Source organism: Actinomadura chokoriensis, from assembly GCF_041463665.1.
GTDB lineage: Bacteria > Actinomycetota > Actinomycetes > Streptosporangiales > Streptosporangiaceae > Spirillospora > Spirillospora chokoriensis_A.
The window spans coordinates 264,985-286,650 of sequence record NZ_JAXCEJ010000004.1 but is presented as its reverse complement, the minus strand read 5'-3'; the positions used below and the strand labels follow the sequence as shown (position 1 = coordinate 286,650).

Here is a 21,666-nt window from a genome sequence, read left to right as displayed (position 1 = left end):
CTGGCATTCCCCACCCCGGGGCCACCGGAGTCTTCCGCACGCACCACCCCGGCACTAATATCCGAAGGCTATTCGCATTTCGGCAGCGCATGCCGGGAAGGGGAACGCGATGGGTCTTCCGGTGGGCTTCCGATGGGGCGTCGCCACCGCCGCCTACCAGATCGAGGGCGCGGTGGACGAGGACGGGCGGGGACCGTCCACCTGGGACACCTTCGCGCACACGCCGGGACGGGTCCGGGACGGGCACACCGGCGACGTCGCCTGCGACCACTACCACCGGTGGCCGGAGGACATAGCGCTGATGTCGGGCCTCAGCGTTGACACCTACCGGTTCTCGATCGCGTGGCCGCGCGTACAGCCGTCCGGGAACGGCCCGGTCAACGCGAAGGGCCTCGACTTCTACGACCGGCTCGTCGACGGGCTGCTCGCCGCCGGGATCTCCCCCGCCGCCACCCTCTACCACTGGGACCTCCCGCAGCCGCTCGAAGACGCCGGCGGCTGGATGGAACGTGACACGGCCTACCGGTTCGCTGAATTCTCCTACCTGGTGGCCGAGCGCCTCGCGGACCGCGTCGGAATGTGGATAACTCTGAACGAGCCCGTGGTCGTGACGGCCTACGGCTACGCGTTCGGCGTCTACGCCCCCGGCCGGGCCCTCATGCTGGACGCGCTCCCCACCGCGCACCACCAGCTCCTCGCCCACGGCCTCGCCGTCAACGCCCTGCGCAGCCGGGGCGCCCGCGCCATCGGGCTGACGAACCACTACTCCCCGGCGTGGGCCGCGTCCCCCGCCGACCAGCCGGCCGCCGACGCCTTCGACGCGTTCATGAACCGGCTGTTCACCGATCCCGTGCTGCTCGGCCGCTACCCCGACCTGATTGGCGACGCACCGTACGTCCGGTCGGCGGACCTGTCCGTCATCGCCTCGCCCATCGACTTCCTGGGCGTGAACTACTACCACCCGACGCGGCTGGCGACGCCGTCCGGCGGGCCGCTGCCCTTCGAGATCGTCGACATCACCGAGTACCCCACCACCGGGATGGGCTGGCCGATAGTCCCCGACGCGTTCCTGTCACTGCTCCGTACGCTCGACACCCGGTACGACCTGCCGCCGCTCTACATCACTGAAAACGGGTGCTCGTTCCCTGACGAGATCGGCCCGGACGGCGTGGTGGACGACTCGTCCCGCATCGAGTTCCTGGACGCCCACATCAAGGCCATGCACACGGCCATCGACGAGGGCATCGACATCCGCGGCTACTTCACGTGGTCGCTCCTGGACAACTTCGAATGGGCGGAGGGCTACCACCCGCGCTTCGGGCTCGTCCACGTCGACTACGAGACGCAGAAGCGCACGCCAAAAAAGTCCTATGCCTGGTACCGGGATCTCGTGGCGTCCTACTAAACCGGTTCTAGGCTGGAGGTATGCCCGTCGAAGGACAAGTCCTTGCAAGAGCCGTCAGACAGGCCCAGTACCGGCAGAACCGGGCGCTGGACGGGGGCCTCGCGCGCATCGGCACCACGCCCGCGCAGTGGGACGCGCTGCGGGCGATCAGCCGTTCCCCGGGGGCGTCCGGACGGGCCCTGGCGGCGGAGACGTACCAGAGCGAGCAGGCGTTCGGGACGCTCGCCGGCCGCCTGGTCGCGCAGAACCTCATCGACCGGCACCGCGGCCGCGGGCGGAGCATCGAGCACCACCTCACGCCCGCCGGCGAGAAGGTCCTGGCGGACGGCCACGCGGTCGTCGACGACGTCCTCGCCGAGCTCTTCTCCCCGCTGTCCGACCGGGACCGGGAGACCCTCCTCGACCTGCTCCTGCGCGTCGGCCGGACGGAGTGACCCCGCCCGGCGCCGGTGGATAGTCTGCTCTCTCTGATTTCGTCGGGGAGGTCATGAATGCCGGAAACCCGTCCGCTGCGCGCCAATGACCCCCGCGAGGTGGGCGGATACCGGCTGACGGCCCGGATCGGCGAAGGCGCCCAGGGCACCGTCTTCCTGGGCGAGTCGGACGATGGGCGGCGCGTCGCCGTGAAGCTCCTGCACGCCGACTTCGGACGGGACGCGCGCGCCCGCACCGCCTTCGAGCGGGAACTGGCCGCGGCCCGGCGCGTCGCCCCGTTCTGCACCGCCCAGATCCTCGCGGCGACGGCCGACGACGAGCTCCCGCACATCGTCACCGAGTACGTCGAGGGGCCGTCGCTGCGGGACCTGATCGCCGAGCAGGGCGTCGCGTCCCCCGACGAGCAGGTCAGGCTGGCGATCGGCACCGCCACCGCGCTGGCCGCGATCCACGAGGCGGGCGTCGTCCACCGCGACTTCAAGCCCGCCAACGTGCTCCTCGGCCCGGACGGCCCGAAGGTCATCGACTTCGGCATCGCCCGGCCCCTCGACGCCACCTCCGCCATCATGACCGGCGCCGTCGGCACGCCCGCCTACATGGCGCCCGAGCAGGTCGCGGGGTCGTCCGGCGGCGCGCCGGTGGACATGTTCGCGTGGGCCTGCACGATGGTGTTCGCCGCCACCGGGACACCGCCGTTCGGGGCCGACTCCGTCCCGGCGATCATGCAGCGCATCCTGTACGGGGAGCCGGAGCTCGGCGCGCTGACCGGGCGGCTGCGCGACCTGGTGGCGTCCTGCCTGGCCAAGGACCCCGCGGACCGCCTCACCGCCACCCAGGTCCTCCAGCGCCTCCTCGGCATCGGGCCGGACGCGAACCTCCTCGCCGAGGGCACCTCGGCCGCCGCGGCGCTCCCGCCGGACGCCGGACCACCGCCCGGCGCGGGTTCACCGTTCAGCGCGGGTCCGCCGTTCGGTGCCGGGACGGTGCCCGGCGCGGACACGCCTGGCGCCGTGCCGCCGCCCGGCGCGATCCCGCCGGGCGCCGGACCGCTGCCGGGCGGCCCCCCGCCGCTGCCGCCGGGGTTCCCGCATCCGGAGAGCACGCGGCCGCCGGGCGGCGGGAAGGGACGCTCGCTGCTGATCGTCGGCGCGGCGGCGGCCGGTGTGCTGCTCGTGGCGGGCGGTCTCGCCACCGCGGTCCTGCTGAACAAGGGGGGCGAGGCGACGGGCCGCGAGCCGGCCGCGCGGACGACGGCCGCCGCCGCGCGGACGTGCACCTATCCGCCCGCGTCGAACCCGGAGGTCAAGACGGTCGGGACGCCGCCGGACCTCGTCCCGGACAGGCAGCCCACCAGGGCGACGATCAAGACCAGCGTGGGCGTGCTGGAGCTGAAGCTGGACGCGGCGGCCGCGCCCTGCACGGTGCACTCGCTGGCCTACCTCGCGAGCAAGGGCTTCTACGACCGCACGTCATGCCACCGCCTGACGACCAGTCCGAGCATGAGGGTCCTCCAGTGCGGCGACCCGACCGGCACCGGGTCGGGAGGCCCGTCCTACCAGTTCGCGGACGAGAACACGTCCGGCGCGACCTACACCCGGGGCACCGTGGCGATGGCCAACGCGGGTCCGGACACCAACGGCAGCCAGTTCTTCATCCTCTACGGCGACGCACCGGACCTCCCGCCCAGCTACTCGGTCTTCGGGCAGGTCACGTCCGGCATGGACATCATCGACAGGGTCGCCGGCCAGGGGACGAAGAACGGCGCCGAGGACGGCGAACCGAAGCAGAAGGTGACGATCACCCAGTTCACCACCTCCGCGGCATAGTCCCCGCCATGGGATGATCAGCGCATGGAGTCACTGGCCGAGGTGCGGGCCCGGATCGACGGCATCGACGGTGAACTGGTCCGGCTGCTGACCGAGCGGCAGGGCCTGGTGCGCTCCGCCGCCGCCTTCAAGGCCGACGAGCAGGCCGTCCACGCGCCCGGCCGGGTCGATGAGGTCGTCGCCCTGGCCCGGCGGCGCGCCGCCGACGCGGGTCTCGCGCCCGAGGTCGCGGAGGCGGTGTGGCGCGCGATGATCGGCGCGTTCATCGAGCTGGAGCTGGCCGAGCACGCGGCCGCACGCGGCCCCGCAGGCGAGCGCCGCACCGGTTGACGGTCGATCCGCGTGTTCCCGTCGGCCGGTACCGCCCTGCTGTCCACTCGGGGGCCGCGTACGCCATTGTGCTATCTGGGCCGGAAGACCGGCTGGATCGTGGTCGTGCCCGTGCATCGGCTCAAGTACTCCCGCAGCGTCAGGATCGTGCTCCGGTTGACGCCCATCCGGTCGGCGAGCTCGGTGCGCGACACCGCGCCGTCCCGGTGCACCTCCCGCAGGACGGCCCCGACGTTGCGCAGCCGTGCCGACTGTGACGCCTGCCGTGCGGGGCCGGTGACACCCGGCACGGCAGACGACGACATGCCCTCAAAGCTACCGAAGAGGCGCATCGCGCCCCCAGCGCCGGACGGATTAGAACCGCGCTCCCGCGGCGTTGAGACAGGTGGAACCTTCTCCCCGACCAGGAAGGACGGAGACGGATGGCATTCAGGCGACCGTCCTTCCTCCCCTCACTGGAAGACCTCGAACGGCAGGCCGAGGCGCGCTCGACGCAGCGCGGCCGTCCCGGCTCCCACTTCGATCATCCGACGGCGAAGAACCTGTTCATCGCCGTCCTGATCCTCACGGTCCTCGCCCACGTCATCGGCGGGATCGTCTTCCTCCTCCTCGGCTTCTGATAGAGGAAAATGAGATGCACCGGGGCGGCGGCACGCGCCATGGTGGGGCATGCTGGTCGACCACTTTCCGCTGCTCGGGTTGCGGCTGACGACGCCCCGTCTTGAACTGCGGCTGCCGTCTCCGGAAGAACTCGCCGCCTTGGCCGACGTCGCCGCGGCCGGGATCCACGCGCCGGACACGATGCCGTTCCTCGTGCCGTGGACGGACCGTCCGCCCGCCGAGGTCGCCCGTGGCGTCGTCCAGCACCACTGGCAGACCCTCGGGCAGTGGACACCGGACGACTGGGAACTCGACCTGACCGTGTTCCACGCGGGTGAGGTCATCGGGCAGCAGACACTGAGTGCGCGCCACCTGGCCGTCCTCCGCGAGGTCAGAACCGGTTCATGGCTCGGGGCACGCCACCAGGGCCGGGGGCTCGGTACCGAGATGAGGGCCGCCGTCCTGCACCTGGCCTTCACCGGCCTCGGCGCGGACGAGGCCGTTTCCAGCGCGTTCGCGGACAGCCACGCTTCCCGCGCGGTATCCCGCAAGCTCGGCTACCAGGACGACGGCGTCGAACGGCGCGTCATCCGGAACTCCCTGACCGTCGACCACCGGATGAGGCTCACCCGCAAGGAATGGGAACGGCACAGCCGCGTCCCCGTCACCATCGAGGGCCTCGCCCCCTGCCTCTCCATGTTCGGAGTGCCGGTCTGACGCGGCGCACATTCGAGGACGTGGCGGACGAAATGTTCCTCCCCCTGCTCGCCCGCTACCAGGACGGCTAGGCGGAAAGGTGGTACCTGGTGCCGCTGCTGCCCTGCACCCACGCGTCCGGCAGCGTGGCGGCCAGGGCGTGCTGGGCGCGCCAGCCGGTGCAGTGGCCCGGGACGACGAGGCTCGGCGCCAGCTCGGTCAGCGCGGCGACGGTGGGCGGGATGACCGGCTCGAACGCCGGGCCGCCCAGATGCAGCCCGCCGACGAGCGCGTGCAGGCGATCGACCCCGGTCAGCCGCTGCGCGTGCCGGACGATGTTGACCGCGCCCGCGTGCCCGCACCCCGTCAGCACGACCAGGCCCCGGTCGCGGACGTTCACGACGAGAGCCTGGTCGTCCAGCACGAGGGGGTCGTGCGCCCATCCGGACCCCGACCACGCCTGGTGCGGCGGCGGCATGCCGTGCTCGAACTCGGTGGTGCGGTCGACCTCGCCGGTGATCAGCACGCTGCCGTCCACCAGGAGGGACGGCTCGCGGCGCTCGACGACCTCGAAGCCCTCCGCGTCCAGCGCCCGCCTGCTCAGGGTCGGCAGTTCCTCCGGCTCCCGGCCGGGCACCGCGAACCGGCGGCGCGTCCACACCAGCGGGTGCAGCACCATCGGCAGCGACCGGACGCCGCGCCTGCCCGCCAGCCCGGCCAGCCCGCCCGTGTGGTCGAAATGGCCGTGGCTGAGCACGACGCCCTGGATGTCACCGAGGTCGATGCCGAGCCGATCGGCGTTGGTGACCATCGCGTCGCGGGACCGGCCGGTGTCGAACAGCAGCGTCGTCGAGCGGCCGGCCCGGCGCACCGTGACCAGTGCGGCGAAACCGTGCTCGGCGACCATCCCGGTGAAGGTCCGGCCCTCCTCGAACAGCGGCGCGGCCACCGCGCCCGCGCCGGACCCGGCCCGGTGGGTGCGCTCGTCGCTCGTCAGCAGGGCGTCGTAGACGTTGTCGACCAGGGTGACGATCTCGACCTCGTCCACCGGCTCCAGCGCGATCGGATCGGCCGCCGCCCCCGGCGCCGGACGCGGCATGGACGCCTGCGCCTCCGCGAAAGCACTCCCCGACTCACACATGCGAGGAGCCTAACCCTGCCTGCACCCCGGCGGAGGTCAGGCTGAGGCCGAGGTAGGACGCTCCCCTGCCCGCGTAGTAGCGGCAAGGGTGGCCTCTATGCCGTAGTGGTCGGAGAGGTGGGCGCGGTCGCCGTTGCGGAGGCGGATCTCGTCCTTGAAGACCACGAGGGGCTCCGCGCTCAGCCCCGGCCTGTGGAGGAGCTGATCTATCGCCCCGATGTCGGCGTAGTCGGGGCGGTAGGTGGGTTCCGTGCTGCCCGCCATGGCATCCTGCAGGCCCGCATTGGACGCGAACGTCGTGAAGTAGCGGGAGTCACGGGGGACGTTGAAGTCGCCCATGGCCACCAGCGGTTCCGCACGGTCGACCCTCTTGATGGCGGCGGCGAGCTGGTTCAGTTCGGACTGCTCCACCTTCGTATAGACGTTGTACGGGGACCAGTCCATGTCCATGTTCGCGGACAGGTGCGTGTTCACCACCGTCAGATATCCGCCGGGAACGCGTATGCGGGTGAACAGGGCCCCCTTGTTCAGCAGCAATTCGGGCCGGACCGGACGAGCCGGGATGAACGACTGGAAATGGATTCGTGTGATCGGCCAGCGGGAAAGGGTGACCAGGCCGCCGCGAACGATCGGGAACGTCCAGGCTCGCGCCAAGTGGGGGAAGGACCCCGTCGCCCGGCGAAGCCGGGCGAGGATCAGCGGCGATATCACCTCTTGCAGGCAGACGATGTCGTAATCCGATTCCTCGACGAGTCGCGCCAATGCGTCCATGCGGGCGTGGGCCCGGCCCCGGAACAGCGTGTTGAAGGTGAGGACGCGGATTCTCATGACTCGGGACACTCGGCGGGGAGGCGCTTCGGGGCGCGGTCAGCATCGGTCGTCTCCGGCGTTGGCGGCGCGATGCGCCGTGACTCGTCCCGTGTGGCCATGCCCGCCACTCTACGTCGACACCATCCGGACTGCGGGGCCGTCCATTCGGATATGGACTTGAGCATGGCTGCTTCTGGCCATTGCCCATCGCGCGGCGGGCTTCCGATACTGGGCGGGCAATGCCGAACGCGGCCGGACGAAAAGGGGTGCGGTATGGGATTCCAGCTTGGCTTGTTCTCCCCCAACACAGAATCGGGGCTCGCGATCACGACCGCTCCGGAAAGATGGCACGCGACCTGGGACGACAATCTCCGCCTCGCCCGGCTCGCGGACGAGACCGGCATCGACTTCCTGCTCCCCGTCGCCCGCTGGACCGACTGGGGGCCGGGCACCGACTTCCACAGGAGCGCTCTCGACCCGCTCGTCTGGGCGACCGGGATGCTCGCCCACACCAGCCGGCTCCGCGTGTTCAGCACCGTCCACACGGCGTTCCACCATCCGGTCGTCGCGGCCAAGCAGCTGGCGACAGCCGACCACGTCAGCAAGGGGCCGGATCGGGTTGAACATCGTGGCGGGTTGGCACGCTCCCGAAATACGAGATGTTCGGCCTCACGCTGCCCGACGACCACGACACGCGTTACGCGCTCGCGCAGGAGTGGTGGGACGTCGTGAAGCGCATCTGGTCGACCGACGAGCCCTTCGACCATGAAGGACGGTTCTTCCAGCTACAGCACGTCGTGGAACGGCCCAAGCCGTTCAACGGGCACAGCCTGCCGGTCATCAACGCTGGGTCGTCCAAGCAGGGGCGTTCGTTCGCCGCGCGCAACGCCGATCGCGCGTTCACCGTTGTGGCCGGCCCAGAGGACGGTGCGGAAATCGTGAAGGCCATCCGCCACGAGGCCGCGTCCTATGGGCGGACGGTAGGCGTCTTCACGCTCGGCCACGTCGTGTGCCGTCCGACCAGGGGCGAGGCAGAGGAGTTCCTGCACTACTACGCCGACGAGCACGCGGACTGGCCCGCCGTCGACGAGGTGATGCGGCTGCAGGGCCTGCACGCTCAGTCGTTCACTCCGGAGATGCTCCAGATATACCGGGACAGGTTCGCGGCCGGTCACGGTAGCTGCCCGCTGATCGGCGACCCCGACGATGTGGCGGACGCGCTCGCGGAGTTCGCACGTGCCGGATTCGACGGTATCGCTCTGTCGTTCCTCAATTACGCTGATGAACTGGGATACTTCGCCGCCGAGGTCATGCCGAGGCTGCGGGCCCGGGGTGTCCTGTCCATCAACCGCCCGGAAACGGCTCCGCCTGCACGAACATGACTCCTGCCGATACCTCGCCGCCTCTGTCCGCCTACCAGCGGGTCGTCAGCACGGACATCGACGTCCTGCACGACACGGTCGAGCCGTTCGCCGTGGGTCACGACCTCCAGGCCCGTGAGCCGGACGGCCCGCTGGACGGTCTGGTCAACGCCCTCGGTGTGGGCGCGGTCAACCTGGTGTGGGTGCGGTACGGGGGCGGCGGGGTCATCGTGGACACGCCACCGACGGAAGGGCACTTCGCCATGTGCGCGCCTATGGCGCCCATGGGCGTCGAGTATCGGTCCACCCGCAACCGGGACACCGCCGGGGGCAGCCTCGTGCTGTCCCATGACGAGCCGATGCGGATGACGCCGCATCCGACGCTGGGCTGCCTCGTCATCGCCACGAGCACCGGCCGGCTCGCCGACCATCTCACCGGTCATCTGGGACGGGAGTGCACCGCCCCGCCGCGCTTCCACCGTGTCGACGGGCCCGCCATCGCACCGGCCTCGATCGTCGAACGCACCTGGCGGCACGTGTGCGGCGTCCTCGACCACGCGACGGCCGAGGGCGGGCTCCATCCGCTGGTGGTGCGAAGCCTGGAGGAATCGCTGCTCACCGCCGTCCTGCTCGGCCTGCCGCACACGGCCACCGGGTGCCTCGCCGAGGCACCGGCACGGGTTCCGCACCATCTCGCCGGGGCGATCCGCGAATGGGTGGAGGCCCACCATCACCGTCCGATCGGCGTGACCGACATCGCGGCGGCAGTGGAGATCAGCGTCCGGCAGCTTCAGGCGATCTGCCAGGACCAGTGGAGCCTGACCCCCACGGAGCTCTTGCGCGGGATACGGCTCGATCACGCGCGCGCGGCGCTCACCGTGGCGCGGGCAGGGCCGGGCACGGTCACGGACATTGCAAGCGCAGCGGGATACCTCCACATGAGCCGATTCTCCGCCCACTACCGTCAACGCTTCGGCGAGACCCCCACGCAGACCCTTCGGCAGGCTTTCAGGAACGGCTAGACCAGCCGTTCGACGTCTGTCCGGATGCGGTCGCCCGCGCGGCGTCCGATACGGGCCAGCGCTCTGTTGGCGGTGGGGGACACGCGAGAGAGCGCGCGGCCGAAGCGTGCTTCGGCCGCGACGAGCGCCACCGGCGTGTCCTGCCGGACGGCCCGCAGGATGGCCCGCGCCACCTTCTCCGGCGGGAATCCGCGGCGCTCCACCGCGCGCCCCATCCGTTCACGCAACTCGTCGTCCACTTGGGGCGGCAGGCCGACGAAGCGGGTGCTTCCCGTGATGGGTGTATGGATCGCACCAGGGCAGATGGCGGAGACACCGATGCCGTAGCGGTCCAGGTCGAGGCGGAGGCATTCGGTCATCTGCAGCACGGCGGCCTTGGTCGCGCCGTACGCGGGCAGCTCCGGGCTGGGCATGAACGCGACCATCGACGAGATGTTGACGATGTGGCCCCATTCGCCGCGCTCCACCATCTGGCGTCCGAACAGGCGGGAACCCCGGTACATGCCGTCGAGGTTGATCGAGCGGATGCGCGTCCACTCCTCCTCGGACGTGTCGAGCAGGGAGCCCGCGATGGCGATGCCCGCGTTGTTCACCACGATGTCCGCGACGCCGAAGTTGTCACGGACGTACTGGGCGAACGTCTCCATGGCGTCGGCGTCGGCGACGTCGACCCGATAGATGTGGGCTTCGCCTCCGGCCGCCTCTATCTCGTCCATGGTGCGCTTGGCGGCACCCTCGTCGATGTCGGCGACGATCACACGCGCCCCTTCGGCGGCGAAGGCATGGGCGGTCGCGCGTCCGATGCCGCTGCCCGCACCCGTGATGACGACGAGATCGCCGCCGAACTCCTTGCCGGGTTGTCCCGCCGCGCGCGCGTGGGCGAGTTCTGGTGTCTCTGGGCCGCCTTCGATGTGGTCGACGAACTCCCTGATCCAGCGGGCTACGAGGTCGGGGTGGCTACGCGCCACCCAGTGCCCTGCTGGAGCACGACGCACGTAAAGGCGTGACGCGGGCCCACGTGCGGACAGCAGCAGCGGCTGCGAGCCGTAGCGGTCCTTGAGCGGGACGATGAGCTGCACGGGAACGTCCGTCCGCCCATCGCCGGCCGTGCCCGTGCCACGTCCCATGTTGGCGCGGTACAGGCCGAGCCCATTGCGGGCGTCCGTCGCCAGCGTCTCCGCAGGGTGACCCGGCCGGGGTTCGGCGCCCTCACGCAGCCGCATCACGCGCCCGAAGCCCGCCGCGAGCGCACGGGCCGCGACCTCGCCCACCCGGGGCGCCATGAAGACCGGCATGTAGACGCTGCGGCGCGCCTGGCCGAGCACCTCCGCGACGCCTCGCGGCCCGGACCGGACGGCCTCCCGCGCCCAACGCGCCAGGTGCCGCCGGTCCGGCCCCGAGATCGAGGTGAAGGAGGCGATGCGGCCCCGCAGCCGGTCGCCGATGACCGCCTCCCAGCCCTGCACCGACCCCCAGTCGTGCCCCACCAGGTGGACGGGCTCATCGGCGCCGACACCGTCCAGGACGGCCTCCAGATCGCCCATGAGCGCGTCCAGCCGGTAGTCCATCGGGTCGGACGGGGCGCTGGACGCGCCGGCGCCCCGCACGTCGTAGGCGACGACGCGGAACCGTTCGGCGAGACGCTCGGCCACGTCGTCCCACATCGTGCTGGTGTCGGGATAGCCGTGCACGAGGACGACCGTCGGCAGGCCCTCCTCACCGCGCACCCGTACGCCCAGCTCGATCTCGCCCGACCTCACCCGCTGGTCTCGCATAAGCCTGCCCACCCCGTCCGTAGGAGCCTGTTTCACGAGAAACTACGCCACTCGGTGGGGCTGTCCAGAGCGCTTACCGGACGGGCTGGCGCAGGATCGTGCGCATCTTCTCCGGGTCGGTCTCGCTAGGGTCGGACAGGTAGATCTCGTGATGCAGCCCGTTCACCACGAGCCCCTCCGCCTTCATCAGCGCAACCATGCGTGCGAGGGACGCCGGCTCGTCCGAATAGGGGCCGCTGTGCAGCATCTGCACGCACAAGCCGTCGGTGTAGGTGACGTGCTGGACGCGCCCTGCGGCAGGCAACCCAGAACGTGCTTCCTCACGGGCGCGGCCGACCGAGACGATGTCGTCCGGGAGCCGGAGGAACAGGTGCCACCGCCACTGGTCGCGCGGCACATCGAACGGTGAGCTCTCGTCCTCGACCCACCAGCGCCCCTCCAGCGGAACCATCGGCGCACCCAGCGCGCCCAGCACCGCGTACAGCGCGCCCACGCTCTCGCCGTAAGCGGCACCTCCGGGCTCGCCGCGACCGGTAACGGCCAGCCCGGACACGGTCCCGTGCTCCACCATCTCCGGCTCGTCCGAAGCCTCGTACCAGCGCCCTGCCTCGTGAGCGGGGACGGCTCCCCGCGTCCCCAGGTCCGCTTCGCTCGTCACTGGTCATCTCCCACTCGGATCATCACCCGGGTCTCCAGGTGTTCGGGCGGCGTGGTCGCGGGGTCGTTGAGGTACACCTCGCGGACGGGCCCGGCGGGCGCGTGCCCGTAGTCGCCGAACCACGCGAGCACGCCATGGACCGTGAGCGGAATCTCCTCATATGGGCCGACATGGACGGCCGCAGCGAACGAACCGCCCGGCAGGACGTCCTCGCCGTCCGCCGCCTGGACGGCCACGCGCACGTCGAACTCCTCCGCCATGTCCAGCGGGAACAGCCCGACCAGCAGGCCGTCCGGCGACATCCGCGGCAGCAGCCGGCGCACGCACGCCGACGTCGCGTCCGGGATCGTCGACGGCGTCGCGGACTCCCGCGCGACGAACACGCGCCGCGCCGGTTCACCGACGACCGACACCTCGGCCGCGGGCAGCCCTTCCGCGAGGACGCGGTCAAGGAGCCGCAGGCCACGCCGCCGCCGTGCGATGTCGGACTCGATGCCGTCCCGTGCCTGCTTCAGCGCTCCGCCGTCGTCCCCGGACAGCACGCGCGCCACGACGGGCAGCGGGACGTCCATCGCCCGCAGCAGACCGGCCATCAGCGCGTCCCGCGCCTGGGCGGGCCTGTAGTACCGGTAGCCGGACGCCGGGTCCGTCCACGCCGGGGTCAGGACGCCGAGGTCGTCGTAGTGTCGCAACTGCTTGACGCTCAGGCGGCACAGCCGCGCGAACCGTCCGATCGGCAGGAGATCGTCGCTCACAGGCCCCACCCTGATCCCTCCCACAGTGGGAGAGTCCAGCCTAGGAGGGAGTCGCCGAAAGCCCGGTGCAGCCGCGCAGCCCGTTCCAACGCTTGAGCTCCGCCTTCGCAGCCGCGCCCTTCATCGGGATGGGGATGCCGCCGGAGATGAGGGCCGGGCTCCACTTGTCCTTCGTGACCTTGCCGTTCTCCACCTTCAGGAACAGGACGCCGGACTTCGCCGTCTGGCCGTTGGCGGAGTAGAACACGAAGTTGCTCATGCCGTAATGGACGTACGCGTCGTTCATGTAGCCGCCGCCCAGCGGGATGTGAGCATGGCCCCCGACGATGATGTCGGCGCCCGCCTCGACGAGTTGCTGCGCGAGTTCCTTCTGGCGTGGCAGCGGGCAAGGCTGCAGTTCCGCGCCCCAGTGCAGGTGGACGATAACGACGTCCGACCCCTTGCGCGCCTCCTTCACCGCCTGGACCATCCGCGGGACGTCCTTGGCCGACGCAAGACCGCCCTTGGTGTCAGTGGCCGTCCACGCCTGGATCAGGTTGTCGTCCAGTACCTGCGTGGCACCGACGATGGCGAGCTTGTTGCCCTTCACCGTGACGCGATACGGCTGGAAGGCGGCGTCGGCGTTCTTGCCGATGCCGACGATCGGGAACCCCGTCTTCTTGATCGCGGCCAGGGAATCCCGCAGGCCGCCCTCCATGAAGTCCATGCCGTGGTTGTTGGCCATGGAGGCGACGTCCACTCCGCTCGCCTTCAGCGCCTGGAGCGCGGTCGCCGGGGCGCGGAAGGCGAACTCCTTGCCGGGGGCTTGCGTACCGCCGGTCGTGATGGCCGTCTCCAGGTTGACCATGGCGAGGTCGGCGGCGCGCAACTGCTTCGCGACCGGACCGAGCGCCGTGGACGGATTGGCGAGCCGCCCCCGCAACTGCCCCTCGAAGTGCGTGTCGCCGCCGAACGCGAGGACGATCGGCTCCTTGGCGGTCGCCGCCGGCCTCGTCCCGCCGGGCCCCTTCGCAGCGGACGTCGCGGGCGTCGGTGTCGTGCCCTCCGCCTCGGAGCCGCCGCACGCCGCCGAGGCCAGCGCGACCCCGGTCATGGCCACGACCGCGACCGCCTTCCCCCGCCTGCTCATCGCCTGCCTCCGTCCGGCCCACCTGGACCTGCTCGGTCGGCCAAGCATGCCATGCTCCCCCGAAGGCCCGACCCCCCGAGCGCCCCGAGCGCCATCCCCGCCCGTCCGCCTCCCGATCCACGGGACGTCCCAGCTCACCGCATATAGGCTCTGATCAGGTACCGGATCGATTCCGAGGAGTCCCAGCATGCCTCTACCGGCCTGGGCTTCGGATCCCTCAAGCCTCTCTGTCACCAGGGAGCAGTACGAGGCCCTGCCAGAAGAGGTGTGCAAGTCCATCGAAGTGGTGGACGGCAGCGTGGTCTTCCGCGAATCCCCAAGCCCCGAACATCAGCGCATAATGATGAACCTCTGCTATGCGCTGAAGGCCGCGCGGCCGGGTGGCGGCCCGTGCATCGATGTGCTGCCGGACACCGACATGCACTACGTCGAACCGCACTCCCACATCAGCGACGGAGCGCGACGCTTCACGATGCGCCGTCCCGACATCAGCATCCTGCGTTGTGTCGAGCGCGGCTCGAAGCTGACGAGTGCGGACGTTTTCACCGCGGTGGAGATCGCAGGCTCGGACAGCAGACAGCGTGATTTCCAGGACAAGAAGGCCGAATACGCGGGTCAGCGCATCCCCGTGTACCTCATCGTCGTTCTGGACGCCGACGACAGGATCCACTCCGTGGAGGAGTACCGGCTCGACTGGTCAGGCCGCAGCTACCAACTCGCCATGGTGCACCGCGATGGGCTGGCCACCGAACTGCCGGAAGGCATGAAAGTGGTCGTGACGTTCGCAGAACTTGAGTCCGTCTGAGGGTACGGACCAGTCCGCAGGATCTTCCTGACCACTGCGTTCCGTTGGGATCTCTCAGAAGGCGTTGCCTCGCCGTAGGCCAGTAGGTGGAGAGGCCCTTAGGGGCGGCGGCCATGGCGCGGGACGGGCAGACCGGTCAAAATGGGGCTACGGTCCCGTTTCCAAGGAGTGTCCCGATGGGCGACCGCACGGCGTTCCGCACCTGCCCCCTCTGCGAAGCCCTGTGCGGGCTCGAACTCACCCTGGACGACGCGGGAACCGTGACCCGCGTACGGGGTGACGCGAAGGATCCGTTCAGCAAAGGCTTCATCTGCCCCAAGGGCGCGACGCTCGGAAGCCTCGACGGGGATCCCGACCGGCTGTCCGAGCCGCTCCTCAAAGGCGAGGCGACCGGGTGGGACGCGGCGTTCGAGGCCGTCCGGCAAGGAATCTCCGGCATCGTCGAGCGGTACGGGCGGGACGCCGTCGCCGTCTACATCGGGAACCCGACCGCGCATTCGATCGCCGGGCCGCTGTACGTGGCCGCGATCGTGAAGGCGCTCGGCACGCGCAACCTGTTCACGGCCAGCACCGCCGACCAGATGCCGAAGCACGTCTCCTGCGGGCACATGTTCGGCGATCCCCTCGCGATACCGGTGCCGGACCTCGACCGGACGGGCCACCTGCTCATGCTGGGCGCGAACCCGCTGGAGTCGAACGGGAGCCTCGCGTCGGCGCCCGACTTCCCCGGACGGCTCAAGGCGATCCAGGCGCGCGGCGGCAAGATCACGGTCGTCGACCCGCGCCGCACGCGGACGGCCGCCCTCGCCGACGAGCACCTGTTCATCCGTCCCGGGACGGACGCGTTCTTCCTCATGGCGCTCGTCCACACCCTGTTCGCCGAGGACCTCGTCGTCGACCGCCTGCCGGGACGCGTCAACGGCCTGGAGGACATGCGCGCCCTCGCCATCGACTTCGCCCCCGAGCGCGTCGCGTCCATGACCGGCATTCCGGCGGACGTGATCCGGCGGACGGCCCGTGAACTGGCCCGCGCCGACCGCGCCGCCGTCTACGGCCGCATCGGGACGTGCACGCAGGCGTACGGGACGCTCAACAACTGGCTCGTCGACGCCCTCAACATCCTCACCGGGAACCTCGACCGGGAGGGCGGCGCGATGTTCCCGCGTCCCGCGCACGCGCCCGTGTACCGGCGCAAGAAGCCGTTCACGACGGGCCGGTGGCGCAGCCGCGTCCGCGGGCTGCCGGAGGTCAACGGGGAGCTTCCGGTCGCGACGCTCGCGGACGAGATCGAGGCGCCCGGCGAGGGCCAGATCAGGGCGCTGATCACTATCGGCGGGAACCCGGCGCTGTCGGCGCCGAACGCCGCTCGGCTGGACCGCGCGCTCGCCGGGCTGGAGTTCATGGTGAGCGTCGACCCGTACCTGAACGAGACGACCCGGCACGCGCACGTGATCCTGCCGCCGCCGCGTCCCGTGCAGACGCCGCACTACGACATCGCGCTGACGGGGCTCGCCGTCCGCGACTACGCGCGCTACTCGCCGCCACTGGTCCCGCTGCCGGAGGGGCGCCCGAGCGAGGCCGTCATCCTTGGCCGACTCGCCATGATCGCGTCCGGCGCGGACGGCGACCCGGCCGCCCTCGACGAAATGATCATCAGCTCGACGCTGGCGCGGGCGACCGCCCTCCAGGGCTCCCCGGTGCACGGCCGGGATCCGGACGAGCTGCGCAAGATGCTCGACGCCGACACGCTCACCGAGCAGCGGCTCGACATGATGCTTCGCCTCGGCCCCTACGGCGACGGTTTCGGCGCCGATCCCGCCGTTGGAGATGAGGCGACCCCCCGGGGCGCCTCCGGCACCGGGTATGTCGGCCTCACGCTGGCCCGCCTGCGCACCGAGCACCCGCACGGCCTCGACCTCGGCGCCCTCAAGCCGCGCCTGGACGAGGTGCTCTGCACCACTTCGGGACGCGTCGAGCTGTGCCCGTCCACGTTCGCCGCCGACGTCGACCGGCTGCACGCCGCCCTGCGCACGTCCAAGGCCCACGGAATGGTCCTGATCGGCCGCCGCCACCTGCGCTCCAACAACAGCTGGCTGCACAACGTCCCCGAACTGGTGCGCGGCTCCAACATCTGCACCCTCCAACTCAACCCCGCGGACGCCGAGCGGCTCGGCGTCGGGGCGGGCGACACGGTCCGCGTCACCTCCCGGACGGGCAGCGTCGAGGCCGTCGCCGAACCCACCGACACCGTCATGCCCGGCGTCGTCAGCCTGCCGCACGGATGGGGCCACGACCTTCCGGGAACGCGCACCGGCGTAGCCCGCCGGCACGCGGGCGTCAACGTCAACGCCGTCACCGACGAACAGGAGATCGATCCGCTGTCCGGCAACGCGGTCTTCAACGGCGTGCCCGTCACCCTGGAGGCCGTCTCGGCGCAGCCGGTGGCCTGACCCCGGGGTTTAGCCCCTCTGGCCGCAGGTAGGTATGACTGGCCGCAGGAGAACGCGGGCGACTAGTGTCGCAACAGGCGTCTCACAGCCGCGGAGGAGGGACATGCCCCGACGGGTGAACATATTCCGGCGCGGGAGCCGGCCCCAGACGAGCGCGCGATTCGCGGACGTCACCGAGGCCCTGGAGCAGGCGAACGGCCTCGACGGCACCATCCGCACGCTCTCCACGGCCGTGCGGCGGACGCTGCGTCCCGGCCCGGTCAAAGACGCCCTGCACGGCGTCCCGGTCGGCCATCCCGCGCATCCGCCGCTGACCGACGTGCCCGTCGGCATGTGGCTGTCGGCCGCCGTCCTGGACCTCATGCCCGGAACGGGCCGCGCCGCGCAGGCCCTCGTCGCCGCCGGGCTCGCGGGCGCGGTCCCGACCGTTCTCACCGGCATCGCCGACTGGGCGTCGCTGCACCGCGAGCAGCAGCGCGTCGGCCTCGTCCACGCCGCCGGGATGGCCACGAGCAGCCTGCTGTACTCGGCGTCCCTCGTGGCCCGGTACCAGGGACGGGACGGCGCCGGGCGCGCGTTCGGCTTCGCCGGCCTGTCCGCGCTGTTCGCGGGCACGTACCTCGGCGGGCACCTCGCGTTCCGGCAGGCCGCCGGCGCCAGCCACGCCGACCAGGTCGCCCACCTCGTCCCGCTCGGCTGGTACGACCTGTGCGCCGCCGACGAACTCCCGGACGGCTGGCCCGTCACCCGGCGGCTCGGCTACATCAGCCTGTTCGTGCTGCGGCGGGGCGACGACGTCCACGTCCTCACCGACCGGTGCAGCCACCTCGCCGGGCCGCTCCACCAGGGCCGCATCATCACCGACGACGAAGCCGAGCCCTGCGTCGTCTGCCCCTGGCACGGCAGCACGTTCCGCGTCGCCGACGGCTCCGTGGTCCACGGCCCCGCCACGGCCCGCCAGCCCGCCTTCGAAACCCGCGTGACCGAGGAGGGCGTCCTCCAGGTCCGCCCCCTGGGCTGAGCCCAGGTCGGCGGCTCGTTGAGTTGCGGCGAGTCGTTGTTATGGGCAATCGGATAACAACGACTCGCCGCAACTCAACGAACCCATAGCGTCAGGTCAGGTCGTGGTCACCGCGCTTCACTCGGGCCGCGAACGCACGCCAGTCGGCGGCGCCGAGCGTCAGGTGGGGAGCCTCGGGAGCCTTGGAGTCACGCACACCGACGTTCCCAGAGAGTTGCGCAACCTCCACGCAGTCGCTCTGACCGGACGTGCCGCTCCGGCTGGACTTGCGCCAAACGGGAGTCAATGAAACTCCTCCATCACTCGCTTGATCAGCTCGATCGAGCGTCGACGGGTCAGGTCAGGTCGTGGTCACCGCGCTTCACACGGTCGGCGAACGCACGCCAGTGGGCGGCACCGAATGCCAGGTGAGGATCCTCGGGGGCTTTGGAGTCGCGCACTCCGACGCTTCCGGAGACTTGCGCGACCTCGACGCAGTCGCTCGTTTTGGCGTCGGTTCCGCTGTAGCTGGACTTGCGCCAGACGGGGGTCATCAGAAGCCTTCCATCACTTGCTGGATGAACTCGGCGGACGCATCCACCGGAAGAGCTCGATCACTGATGCGATCGAAGTTGGCTCGATATGAGCGTACATCCGCGACATCCACGGCAAGTCGGCCGCCAAAGCTCGCCTGGACATACACCGAGTCGGCGCCGTCCACCGTCATGAGCTTGAATGAGCCGTCCCGTCCCACGTGAGCCCCGGCGCGTCGAGGGACGATCCGCACGGAGATGTTCGGCTGCTCCCCCAACTCCAGCAGTCTGGCGAGTTGCCCGCGCATGACCTCCGATCCGCCGACCGGTTGGGTGATGACTCCCTCATCGAGCATGACCCACAGGTTCGGCGGGGGATCCCGCAGCAGGCTTTCCTGGCGTTTCATGCGAACCGCGACATGTGCGTCGACGTCCCGGAACCCGCCCGCCAGCACCGCCTCCCGGGTGTACGCCTCAGTTTGAAAGAGCCCCGGTATCCAAGCGAGCTCCCATATGCGCAGCTCAGAGGCTCGAACTTCCAGCTCGAAGTGGGTTTTGAACCATTCCGGGTCATGCCCCGCCTTCGCAAAGGTGAGCAGGACCTTGAAGAGATCTTGAGTGCCCCATTCCCGATCAAGGACGCGCGCGTGCTTCTCCAGGAGCTTCACCTGACCTGATTCAAGCCGCGAAACACTCGATCGATCAAGATCGAGCATGACGCCCAGAGCGCTGCCTGACATCCGACGCTCTTCGCGATGTCTGCGCAGCTGAACCGCTATGAGGTCCCAGAGTGAGCCCTCAGGGTTCAATAACTCTCTGGCACTCATCTGCAACTCCCCGTTGTTGTATCTGCTGTACGAACCTTCCGAAGGTAATCCGGCGGCGGCATCCTTGTCCCAGGAACGCGGGCCGCCGATGAACGCGCAGACATCGATCGAAGATCAAGAACTCGCCCGGTTGCGCCAGGAATTCACGGGGCATCGGATCTGGCGGGCGGTTCGCCGGGACGGGCGGCTGGGCGACTGGGTCGCCAGCCTCCATGACCCGGCCGCCGGGATCGACCTGACGGTGATCTGCTCGGATCCCGCCGCGCTTCGTGACGCCCTCCGCGTGGAGGCCGAACGGGCCGCCGCGCGAAAGGGACTCCGGTGACACAGCAGCCGCGACACGGCGCGGCTCGGTCACCGGAGGGGACCGCGTCCCCCAGCGCGGTCCCTTGGGGGGAGGTGAGAGCGGCGCGTCCGGTGAGCGTCCCCCCGGGCGCACCGGCCGCGCCGCTCCACCGCCGGAACCGGCAGCCGTCCCCCAGCGCGTACGTTGAAGAGCGCTTTCCCGGCGTTCATTGCTGGTGGGGGCTGCACACCGGCCGATGGTGGGCCTATGTACCGACAAGGCAGGGCGGCCGGCTACTGGAGGCCGCCACCACGGACGCCCTCATCACTCTGATCGCGGGAGCAGTGGACGGACGGGCATGGGCCTCCGCGCACGGGGTTCGACTGTGACCGGCGGCCGTCGCTAATACGAGATGGCGTCTCGCTTGACGAGATCGGCGAGGGTGGCTTACGGTTTGCGGACGATCCCTCACCGCCGGGAGCACGCCATGATCCGAGCCGCCTCACCAGGCCTTGGACCGGTGCTGCGCGCCGAGCGGCTGTGCGCGAAGCGGCTGATCTCGCCGCCGCCGTACTCGGAGACATCGCGGGTCCGCCCGCCGCGCGAGGGCATGCGCCCCGGCACGGCCGCGGGCGAGCCGCAGACGCCCTTCTAGCACCGGACGACCGCAGGCCCTCTTCTCCCTGGCCGCGGCCCGTCCGCGTCCGCGGCCGTCTCTCCCTCCCGAAGTAGCGAGGCAGCATGAGTACCACCGTCGATCTGTCCCCGATCTCCGGCCCGTCCGCCTGGCGCGGCGACGAACTCGCCGGTTCCACCGAGTGGATCCACCACCTCTCCGACGCCGAGCGCGACGAACTGGAGGCCGTCGGCCGCCGCTTCGTCGCCGACGACCCCGACCTGCGCGCCGTCACCGCCGCCGACTACCCGCTGGACGCCTGTACCGGGCTCATTGAGGAGTGCGCCCGGCAGATGGACGCCGGGCGCGGCTTCATCCTGATCCGCGGGCTCCGCACCGAGGACTACGGCGACGCGGTCGCGGGCGCGATCTTCTACCTGATGGGGCTGCACCTCGGCTCGCCGATGCCGCAGAACCAGTACGGCGACGTCCTCGACCACGTCATCGCCACGTCCAACAAGACCATGGACGACCCGACGGCGCTGCCGTCGCGGGTCCGGGACCGGCTGCCGTTCCACTCCGACAGCTCCGACGTCGTCGCCCTGATGTGCCTGCGCGGCGCCCGCGCCGGCGGCGCCAGCAGCCTGGTCAGCGGCACCACGATCTACAACGAGATCCTGCGCCGCCGCCCCGACCTCGCGCCGCTGCTGTTCGAGCCGTGGCACTGGGACTGGCGGCGCCAGGACCCCGACGCGCCCGCCAACACCTACCAGTCGCCGATCTGCAGCTATGTCGACGGGGTCTTCAGCACCTACGCCGGCGCTCAGATGATCTTCACGGCGCAGGAGTACCCGGAGGTGCCGCGGCTGACCGAGGCGCAGATCGAGGTCCTGCACCTGTTCGACGAGATCGCGCAGGAGCCCGGCCTGCCCCTGGACATGGACTTCCAGCCGGGCGACGTCCAGTGGCTCCTGAACTACGCCGCGCTGCACTCGCGCACCGGATACGTCGACTACCCCGAGCCGGAGCGCCGCCGCCACCTGCTGCGCCTCTGGCTGCGCCGCGACGTGGGACGCCCGCTCGTCCCCGGCTTCGGCAAGAACGTCATCAACGACGCCGACGGCAAGGAGCCGCTGCCCGGCGGGCGCTTCCAGATCTCAGGCGCCGTCGTCCCCAACGAGGAGTGGGGACTGTAACCCTCTTGAG

The 21,666-nt window shown here is 70.5% G+C and carries 25 protein-coding genes; 15 read left to right on the top strand and 10 right to left on the bottom strand.

Annotated features, from left to right (window positions below; all coding sequences use genetic code 11):
* The first annotated feature begins 109 nt into the window (after nt 1-109).
* The 4 genes from SM418_RS09970 to SM418_RS09955 are packed head-to-tail and all read left to right on the top strand — an operon-like array spanning nt 110 to nt 3,996.
* On the top strand, nt 110-1,405 hold the full coding sequence (locus tag SM418_RS09970) for a GH1 family beta-glucosidase (protein ID WP_371940221.1): 1,296 nt from the start codon (nt 110-112) through the stop codon (nt 1,403-1,405).
* Between the two features lie 20 nt (nt 1,406-1,425).
* On the top strand, nt 1,426-1,839 hold the full coding sequence (locus tag SM418_RS09965; protein WP_371940222.1) for a MarR family winged helix-turn-helix transcriptional regulator: 414 nt from the start codon (nt 1,426-1,428) through the stop codon (nt 1,837-1,839).
* Between the two features lie 57 nt (nt 1,840-1,896).
* Nucleotides 1,897-3,666 (top strand): protein kinase domain-containing protein, encoded by a 1,770-nt coding sequence (locus SM418_RS09960; protein WP_371940223.1) that lies wholly within the window; start codon nt 1,897-1,899, stop codon nt 3,664-3,666.
* Nucleotides 3,667-3,690: 24 nt separating this feature from the next.
* Nucleotides 3,691-3,996 carry a chorismate mutase gene (locus SM418_RS09955; RefSeq protein ID WP_371940224.1) on the top strand — a complete coding sequence of 102 codons (306 nt, stop codon included), beginning with the start codon at nt 3,691-3,693 and terminating at the stop codon, nt 3,994-3,996.
* A 71-nt stretch (nt 3,997-4,067) separates the two neighbouring features.
* Here SM418_RS09955 and SM418_RS09950 read toward each other — a convergent pair whose 3' ends face one another.
* Complete coding sequence (locus tag SM418_RS09950; RefSeq protein ID WP_371940225.1) at nt 4,068-4,301, bottom strand: hypothetical protein; 234 nt, start codon at nt 4,299-4,301, stop codon at nt 4,068-4,070.
* 117 nt (nt 4,302-4,418) lie between these two features.
* Here SM418_RS09950 and SM418_RS09945 point away from each other — a divergent pair, with 117 nt between their 5' ends.
* Both SM418_RS09945 and SM418_RS09940 read left to right on the top strand, forming a co-directional pair.
* Complete coding sequence (locus SM418_RS09945) at nt 4,419-4,616, top strand: hypothetical protein (RefSeq protein ID WP_371940226.1); 198 nt, start codon at nt 4,419-4,421, stop codon at nt 4,614-4,616.
* Between the two features lie 49 nt (nt 4,617-4,665).
* The gene (locus SM418_RS09940; RefSeq protein ID WP_371940227.1) at nt 4,666-5,313 is read left to right on the top strand and encodes a GNAT family N-acetyltransferase; all 648 of its coding nucleotides are present in this window, start codon (nt 4,666-4,668) and stop codon (nt 5,311-5,313) included.
* Nucleotides 5,314-5,380: 67 nt separating this feature from the next.
* Here SM418_RS09940 and SM418_RS09935 read toward each other — a convergent pair whose 3' ends face one another.
* Nucleotides 5,381-6,433, bottom strand: coding sequence for an MBL fold metallo-hydrolase (locus SM418_RS09935; protein ID WP_371940228.1), 1,053 nt, complete (start codon nt 6,431-6,433; stop codon nt 5,381-5,383).
* A gap of 36 nt (nt 6,434-6,469) precedes the next feature.
* The gene (locus SM418_RS09930; protein WP_371940229.1) at nt 6,470-7,261 is read right to left on the bottom strand and encodes an endonuclease/exonuclease/phosphatase family protein; all 792 of its coding nucleotides are present in this window, start codon (nt 7,259-7,261) and stop codon (nt 6,470-6,472) included.
* Between the two features lie 255 nt (nt 7,262-7,516).
* Between SM418_RS09930 and SM418_RS09925 the strand changes: the two genes are divergently transcribed.
* Genes SM418_RS09925 through SM418_RS09915 form a run of 3 tightly spaced genes read left to right on the top strand, consistent with a single transcriptional unit; the run spans nt 7,517 to nt 9,626 of the window.
* Nucleotides 7,517-7,975 carry an LLM class flavin-dependent oxidoreductase gene (locus SM418_RS09925; protein WP_371940230.1) on the top strand — a complete coding sequence of 153 codons (459 nt, stop codon included), beginning with the start codon at nt 7,517-7,519 and terminating at the stop codon, nt 7,973-7,975.
* A complete protein-coding gene (locus SM418_RS09920) occupies nt 7,903-8,625 on the top strand; it encodes an LLM class flavin-dependent oxidoreductase (RefSeq protein ID WP_371940231.1) in 723 nt (240 codons plus the stop codon). The genes SM418_RS09925 and SM418_RS09920 overlap by 73 nt, the downstream gene beginning before the upstream one ends.
* Nucleotides 8,622-9,626 carry an AraC family transcriptional regulator gene (locus SM418_RS09915; protein ID WP_371940232.1) on the top strand — a complete coding sequence of 335 codons (1,005 nt, stop codon included), beginning with the start codon at nt 8,622-8,624 and terminating at the stop codon, nt 9,624-9,626. The genes SM418_RS09920 and SM418_RS09915 overlap by 4 nt, the downstream gene beginning before the upstream one ends.
* On the opposite strand, the gene SM418_RS09910 is transcribed toward SM418_RS09915, so the two are convergent.
* The 4 genes from SM418_RS09910 to SM418_RS09895 form a co-directional block, all read right to left on the bottom strand.
* The gene (locus tag SM418_RS09910; protein ID WP_371940233.1) at nt 9,623-11,401 is read right to left on the bottom strand and encodes an SDR family oxidoreductase; all 1,779 of its coding nucleotides are present in this window, start codon (nt 11,399-11,401) and stop codon (nt 9,623-9,625) included. The genes SM418_RS09915 and SM418_RS09910 overlap by 4 nt on opposite strands.
* 73 nt (nt 11,402-11,474) lie before the next feature.
* Nucleotides 11,475-12,059 (bottom strand): GyrI-like domain-containing protein, encoded by a 585-nt coding sequence (locus SM418_RS09905; RefSeq protein WP_371940234.1) that lies wholly within the window; start codon nt 12,057-12,059, stop codon nt 11,475-11,477.
* Nucleotides 12,056-12,814 carry a MerR family transcriptional regulator gene (locus tag SM418_RS09900; protein WP_371940235.1) on the bottom strand — a complete coding sequence of 253 codons (759 nt, stop codon included), beginning with the start codon at nt 12,812-12,814 and terminating at the stop codon, nt 12,056-12,058. The genes SM418_RS09905 and SM418_RS09900 overlap by 4 nt, the downstream gene beginning before the upstream one ends.
* Nucleotides 12,815-12,854: 40 nt before the next feature.
* Nucleotides 12,855-13,943 (bottom strand): CapA family protein, encoded by a 1,089-nt coding sequence (locus SM418_RS09895; RefSeq protein ID WP_371940236.1) that lies wholly within the window; start codon nt 13,941-13,943, stop codon nt 12,855-12,857.
* Nucleotides 13,944-14,130: 187 nt separating this feature from the next.
* Between SM418_RS09895 and SM418_RS09890 the strand changes: the two genes are divergently transcribed.
* The 3 genes from SM418_RS09890 (at nt 14,131) to SM418_RS09880 (ending at nt 18,219) form a co-directional block, all read left to right on the top strand.
* Nucleotides 14,131-14,748, top strand: a complete 618-nt coding sequence (locus SM418_RS09890; protein WP_371940237.1) for a Uma2 family endonuclease — start codon at nt 14,131-14,133, stop codon at nt 14,746-14,748.
* Between the two features lie 176 nt (nt 14,749-14,924).
* Nucleotides 14,925-17,198, top strand: a complete 2,274-nt coding sequence (locus tag SM418_RS09885; protein WP_371940238.1) for a molybdopterin oxidoreductase family protein — start codon at nt 14,925-14,927, stop codon at nt 17,196-17,198.
* Between the two features lie 103 nt (nt 17,199-17,301).
* Nucleotides 17,302-18,219, top strand: a complete 918-nt coding sequence (locus SM418_RS09880; RefSeq protein WP_371940239.1) for a Rieske (2Fe-2S) protein — start codon at nt 17,302-17,304, stop codon at nt 18,217-18,219.
* A gap of 91 nt (nt 18,220-18,310) precedes the next feature.
* Here SM418_RS09880 and SM418_RS09875 read toward each other — a convergent pair whose 3' ends face one another.
* The 3 genes from SM418_RS09875 to SM418_RS09865 are packed head-to-tail and all read right to left on the bottom strand — an operon-like array spanning nt 18,311 to nt 19,558.
* Nucleotides 18,311-18,505, bottom strand: coding sequence for a DUF397 domain-containing protein (locus SM418_RS09875; protein ID WP_371940240.1), 195 nt, complete (start codon nt 18,503-18,505; stop codon nt 18,311-18,313).
* A gap of 49 nt (nt 18,506-18,554) precedes the next feature.
* Nucleotides 18,555-18,752, bottom strand: coding sequence for a DUF397 domain-containing protein (locus SM418_RS09870; protein ID WP_371940241.1), 198 nt, complete (start codon nt 18,750-18,752; stop codon nt 18,555-18,557).
* Nucleotides 18,752-19,558, bottom strand: coding sequence for a helix-turn-helix domain-containing protein (locus SM418_RS09865; RefSeq protein ID WP_371940242.1), 807 nt, complete (start codon nt 19,556-19,558; stop codon nt 18,752-18,754). Before SM418_RS09865 ends, SM418_RS09870 begins: the two co-directional genes overlap by 1 nt.
* Before the next feature lie 16 nt (nt 19,559-19,574).
* On the opposite strand from SM418_RS09865, the gene SM418_RS09860 reads away from it, so the two are divergent.
* From SM418_RS09860 to SM418_RS09850, 3 genes are all read left to right on the top strand, one after another.
* On the top strand, nt 19,575-19,883 hold the full coding sequence (locus SM418_RS09860; protein WP_371940243.1) for a hypothetical protein: 309 nt from the start codon (nt 19,575-19,577) through the stop codon (nt 19,881-19,883).
* Between the two features lie 448 nt (nt 19,884-20,331).
* The gene (locus SM418_RS09855) at nt 20,332-20,499 is read left to right on the top strand and encodes a hypothetical protein (protein ID WP_371940244.1); all 168 of its coding nucleotides are present in this window, start codon (nt 20,332-20,334) and stop codon (nt 20,497-20,499) included.
* Between the two features lie 86 nt (nt 20,500-20,585).
* Nucleotides 20,586-21,656, top strand: coding sequence for a TauD/TfdA family dioxygenase (locus SM418_RS09850; protein WP_371940245.1), 1,071 nt, complete (start codon nt 20,586-20,588; stop codon nt 21,654-21,656).
* Nucleotides 21,657-21,666 lie beyond the last annotated feature (10 nt).